The sequence below is a fragment of the Clostridium sartagoforme AAU1 genome (assembly GCF_000401215.1).
In the GTDB taxonomy this organism is placed as follows: domain Bacteria; phylum Bacillota; class Clostridia; order Clostridiales; family Clostridiaceae; genus Clostridium; species Clostridium sartagoforme.
In genome coordinates this window covers 1-897 of sequence record NZ_ASRV01000163.1, presented here as the reverse complement: position 1 = coordinate 897, position 897 = coordinate 1, and the positions used below count along the sequence as shown (strand labels likewise).

The window sequence follows — 897 nt, the reverse complement described above, 5'->3', positions numbered from 1 at the left end:
ATATTTAAAAAAAATAGATTTTGGTAAGCTTCATGCTACTGTAGGAGTAATTATTATATTATTTTCTACTGGTATTATAATTAGAAATATAATAAATAAGATTGAAGGAACAAGATTTAATATATTAGCTCTTATAAGTATGCTTCTAATGATATTAGTAGGTATATATAATACATTTAGCTCGAAGCAAATAAATTTTTTATTCCCATTCTATGTAATTATATTTACTATAAGTCAAGCAATGTTATTATCATATAATTCTTTTAATTCGATGAAGGAAGTAGAGAAATTATCAAATGAATTAAAAATATTAGATAAGAGAAAAGATGATTTTCTAGAAACAATTTCTTATGAATTAAAGGTTCCATTAAAAGGGATATTAAATATAGCTAATTCACTTATAGATGGAGTTGCAGGAATATTAACAAGTGAGCAAGAAGAAAATATAGAGATGATATCTGTTACATCAAATAGGTTAAGTATATTAATAGAAGATATTTTAGATTATTACAAATTTACTAATGGATACATAAAAAATAAAAAGGAAATTGTTAATGTAAAAAGTATTCTTTTTCTAGTAATAAATATTATAGAGTACTCTTTTAAGGATCAGCCTATAATTATAGAAAATTCTATGTGTAATGAAACAATAATAGTTAGCGGAGATGAAAATAGGTTAAAACAGGTATTTTATAATTTAATAGATATAGTGTTAATATTTACAGAGAGAGGTTGCTTAAATGTAGATTTAAGAATTATAGATAATAATGCAGTTATAGCTATAAAAAATAAAGAGTTATATATAGAGGATAGAGAGTTTATAATTAATAGTATGAAAAATATAAACTGGAATAATAGGATATATAATGATAAAAAAAGATCTGATATAGGGTTATG

The 897-nt window shown here is 22.1% G+C and carries 1 protein-coding gene; it reads left to right on the top strand.

Annotated elements, in window-relative coordinates; translation table 11 throughout:
* Positions 1-897, top strand: an 897-nt coding sequence (locus A500_RS13395; protein WP_016208103.1) for a sensor histidine kinase, incomplete at both ends; no start/stop codon positions are given.